General features: G+C 36.2%; 6 protein-coding genes. All 6 read left to right on the plus strand.

The window, feature by feature from the left end:
- Positions 1-651 (plus strand): type I restriction endonuclease subunit R, EcoR124 family (locus tag SPADD19_RS04310; RefSeq protein WP_423170608.1); only part of this gene is annotated, 651 nt, incomplete at its 5' end.
- Between the two features lie 53 nt (positions 652-704).
- A complete protein-coding gene (locus SPADD19_RS04315) occupies positions 705-1,919 on the plus strand; it encodes a hypothetical protein (protein ID WP_061455322.1) in 1,215 nt (404 codons plus the stop codon).
- A gap of 268 nt (positions 1,920-2,187) precedes the next feature.
- A complete protein-coding gene (locus SPADD19_RS04325) occupies positions 2,188-3,354 on the plus strand; it encodes a restriction endonuclease subunit S (protein WP_241496468.1) in 1,167 nt (388 codons plus the stop codon).
- 165 nt (positions 3,355-3,519) lie between these two features.
- A complete protein-coding gene (locus SPADD19_RS04330; RefSeq protein WP_061455324.1) occupies positions 3,520-3,885 on the plus strand; it encodes a type II toxin-antitoxin system RelE/ParE family toxin in 366 nt (121 codons plus the stop codon).
- Positions 3,875-4,168 carry a helix-turn-helix domain-containing protein gene (locus SPADD19_RS04335; RefSeq protein ID WP_021144391.1) on the plus strand — a complete coding sequence of 98 codons (294 nt, stop codon included), beginning with the start codon at positions 3,875-3,877 and terminating at the stop codon, positions 4,166-4,168. Before SPADD19_RS04330 ends, SPADD19_RS04335 begins: the two co-directional genes overlap by 11 nt.
- A 21-nt stretch (positions 4,169-4,189) precedes the next feature.
- Positions 4,190-4,328: type I restriction-modification system subunit M N-terminal domain-containing protein (locus tag SPADD19_RS12560; RefSeq protein WP_423170610.1), on the plus strand; the 139-nt coding region annotated here is incomplete at its 3' end.

Raw genomic sequence — 4,328 nt, forward strand, 5'->3', positions numbered from 1 at the left:
ATCTACCGCGAAACTGGCCTCAGCGACAGCCAGCTCGAAGCCTATCTGGGCCTCTATCAAAATATCCTAGCGGAGATCAAGAGCAGGGATCCAGAAGTGGACAGCGAGGATGAGCTGGACATCCATTATGAGCTGGAGTCTGTCCAAGTCGATGAGATCAACTATGCCTATATCTTGATGCTGATCCAAAGTATGATCCAGCAGGAGGAAAATGACGAGCAAGCCCTCAGTGACAAGGATATCGCAACCGTGGATAGCTATATCGAAAGCCTGAATCGGACCAATCCAAGCCTCGCTGAGATCATCCAAAACCTTTGGACCCAAGTTCAAGAAGAGCCCGAACGCTACCGAGGACAATCCATCACCGGAGTCTTGGACCAGATGATAGAATCCGTCATCGATAGCCATATCGTAAGCTTTGCCAAACGCTGGTATATCGGAGCTGACGAACTCCGCTACTATATCCAACACTACCGCAAAGGCGCCAAAAAACAAGCCGGCGAAAGCCAGCTGACCAAGAGCCAACGCTATAAAGACTACAAAGCAGAAGTAGCAGATGCCCTCAACCCACTCAGCTACAAAAAACAAATCAAAGAAGCCTATACCCAACTGATCGAAGAGGTGATTGAACCACTGAGAGTGGGGAGGTAGGAGAAGATTATTATTTTGATATTTATTTAATCATAATTTTTAAGGAGAGAATCATGACTGCTGAAATTGCTATTTTAAATAAGAGTGGAATTGTTTTAGCTGCAGATAGTGCTGTAACCATCTCGAATAATTTAGGAAATGCTAAAGCATATAATGCAGCAAATAAATTATTTTCTTGTGGAGGAAATAAAAATATTTCATTTATGATTTATGGGAATTCAGAGTATATGGGAATTCCCTGGGAAATCATTTTTAAAGAGTTTAGGAGTGAAACACAAATAATTAACTTTAAAGATTTAGAAGAATGTGCTAGAAGTTTTTTTGAATTTCTAAAAAAGGAACAATTTAATGATTACGATATTTCTAAAAATATAATTATAAATACTTTTTATAGAACGTTAAATTATATTACTAATTTAGCTTCTGGTTTTATTAATGAGGAGCAAGCTAAGAGCGACAATCATGAAATTGAAGATGAAAAAATAATAGAAATATTAAAAAATGTAATTTTACTTGTTAGGAAAAATAATGTTAATAGAAAAGAAATAGATTTTGAGTTATCAGAAGAAGATTTTATATCAGAGTTTTTTGATTTTATAGATAAGGATTTAAAAAAATTTTTCAAACTCGATATAAGTGAAATTCTAAATGATTTAGTTACACTTTTATACGAGCTGGTAATTTATAAAAATTCGTTTGATAATTCTTCTGGAATAGTATTTGCTGGGTATGGAAGTGACGATCTATTTCCATCATTATATTCTTATGAAGTTGATTATTCTTTTAATGGGAAATTGAAATACATATCACAAGAAAAAGTCAATATTACTGTAAATGGTTGCAGTGCTTCAATAATACCTTTTGCTCAGTCTGATATGGTTTTAACGATATTAAAAGGCATGGACCCATCTATTGAAAGTGAAATTGTTGATAGGATTTCAGCAACTGAATTGACGGATAATAAAAAGGATGATATCATAAAAAGTGTAGCAAATTTTCAAAGAGAAAATTTTATAGATCCAATTTTAAATATTGTTAGTATGCTGTCGGTTTCAGAGTTGGCAAATATGGCAGAAACACTTGTTAATTTAACATCATTTAAACGCCATATAACTGACTCTTTAGAAACTGTCGGTGGCCCAGTTGATGTTTTGGTTATAACCAGGGGTGATGGCCCTATATGGATAAATCGAAAAGAATATTTTGACTTACAAAAAAATATAGATTATCAATTGAGGAAGAGAGGTATTCATGATGATAAGAATTAGTTCTTTTAATATAAAAACAAATGATATATCTGAAAAAAATTCTAGGATATCTATGGTAAATAGAAAGTCTAATAGTACAATTGAGGATACATATTCTGAATCCAAGTCTCTTCGGAACGAATTAAACATATTGGATTTTAAAAAATATATGACCAAAAATGAAAATAAAAAATAATGTACTTCTCGCTCATAATATAGAGATTTACATTAATAAAAGATAAGCACCAATATTAATTTGTGGTGCTTTTAGTTTACTAGAGGGAGTTTAGTGAAATTGAAAAAAGGTAGGTATAGATATAATGGGTTCTGTAAAAATTGGAAATTAGTTAAACTAGGTAATATTGTAGAAATTAATCCAAAATCATTTTTACCTAGGACGTTTAAATATGTAGATTTAGAATCAGTTGTTGGGACGGAGTTAATCTCCTATAGAGAGGAATTTAGAGAAAGTGCACCATCACGTGCTCAACGTGTTGCACAAAAGGGAGATGTTTTTTATCAAACAGTTCGACCATACCAGAAGAATAACTATTTATTTGATTTAAACGAAAATGATTATGTTTTTTCTACTGGATATGCTCAATTACGTCCAAAAGTTGATAGTGCTTTTCTTCTTGCCAGATTACAAGAAGAAGGTTTTGTAAATAAGGTAATAGAAAGGTGTTCAGGAACTAGTTATCCAGCAATCAATTCGAAAGATTTATCAAGAATTTCTATTACAATTCCAGAAGATTTTGACGAACAATCATCCATCGGCTCCCTTTTCCGCACTCTCGACGACCTTTTGGCTAGCTACAAGGACAATCTTGCTAACTACCAATCTCTCAAGGCAAGCATGCTTTCTAAGATGTTTCCCAAAGTTGGCCAGACCGTTCCTGAGATTCGTTTGGATGGATTTGAAGGTGAGTGGGAAAATAAAATACTCTCTGAAGTTACTAATATTACAATGGGACAATCTCCCAAGTCAGAAAACTATACAGATAATCCGAATGATTATATTCTTGTTCAAGGAAATGCAGATATTAAAGATAAGCAGGTCGTTCCTAGATTATGGACGACGGAAGTTACTAAAATGGCAGAAATTGGCGATATAATTCTAACTGTGAGAGCTCCTGTTGGTGATATTGGTAAAACGGATTTCAATGTAGTTATTGGGCGTGGAGTTGCAGCAATAAAAGGTAATGATTTTATTTTTTATACTTTAGAAAAAATGAAAATGACTGGATTTTGGAACAGATTTAGTACAGGTTCAACATTTGAATCGATTAGTTCGAATGATATAAAAGAAGCAATCATTCAACTTCCAACTCTCGAAGAACAACAAGCCATCGGTGCCTATTTCTCTAATCTCGACAATCTCATCGCTGCTCACCAAGATAAAATTTCTCAGCTAGAAATTCTCAAAAAGAAACTCTTACAAGATATGTTTATCTAACCTTCAAAAATAATCCTTACCAGCAACCATAAGCTCATCATTTTTCGAATAGTATAAGTGAGCCCCTTTGATCTTTTCAAAGGGTGCTCCTTAGTATTTAATAACTTAAAAGTATTTACTTTTAATAACTTTAGAGTTATAATAAATTCGAAAAGGGGTTGCTTTGTGCACGCTATTTATTTTTATAAGGATAAACAGGGGAATCAACCGGTCTTGGACTACATGAGGGAGCTAGCTCGTCGCGATAGCAAGGACAGCCGGATCAAACTAAACAAGCTCAACGACTACATCGAGCTTTTGAGTCAGCATGGAACACGTGCTGGCCAACCCTACATCAAGCATCTGGATGCGGAAATTTGGGAGTTGAGACCCTTGCGGGATCGGATTTTATTCGTGGCTTGGCTGGATGGGAGCTTTGTCTTACTGCATCATTTTGTCAAAAAGACGCAAAAGACGCCCAGACGAGAGATCGTAAAAGCCAAGCGGGAGTTGCAAGAATTGAAGGAAAGAGGGCTAAGTGATGAAGAATAGTGCCATCGGCAGTAATTGGAAAGATGTGAGAGCAGAGCTCTTCACCAAGGAAGAAATCCTGGAAAGTGATCTGCGGGTCGCGATTATGACAGAGCTGATCGAGGCTCGGCATGAAAAGGGCATTAGCCAAAAGAAACTAGAAGAACTCAGTGGAGTCAGTCAACCGGTCATCGCTCGGATGGAGACAGGCAAGACCAGTCCTCAATTGGACACGGTCTTGAAAGTCTTAGCCAGTCTAGGTAAGACCCTCGCTGTCGTCCCACTGGAACAAGAAAAGGTCTAAAGGAAATCAGAAAGAATTACTATGGAAACAACACAAACCTCCCAGTCGCTCTACCAAGCTCTGTGGAACTCAGCCGATGTGCTCCGCTCTAAGATGGATGCCAATGACTATAAGTCTTATCTCTTGGGGATGATTTTTTACAAGTACCTCTCAGATAAGT

The organism is Streptococcus parasanguinis, from assembly GCF_001578955.1.
Lineage (GTDB): Bacteria > Bacillota > Bacilli > Lactobacillales > Streptococcaceae > Streptococcus > Streptococcus parasanguinis_U.

Excerpts from the sequence above, each read along its gene's own strand:
- SPADD19_RS04315 (WP_061455322.1), top strand. The coding sequence starts at position 705 with ATGACTGCTGAAATTGCTATTTTAAATAAGAGTGGAATTGTTTTAGCT.
- SPADD19_RS04335 (WP_021144391.1), top strand. The coding sequence starts at position 3,875 with ATGAAGAATAGTGCCATCGGCAGTAATTGGAAAGATGTGAGAGCAGAG.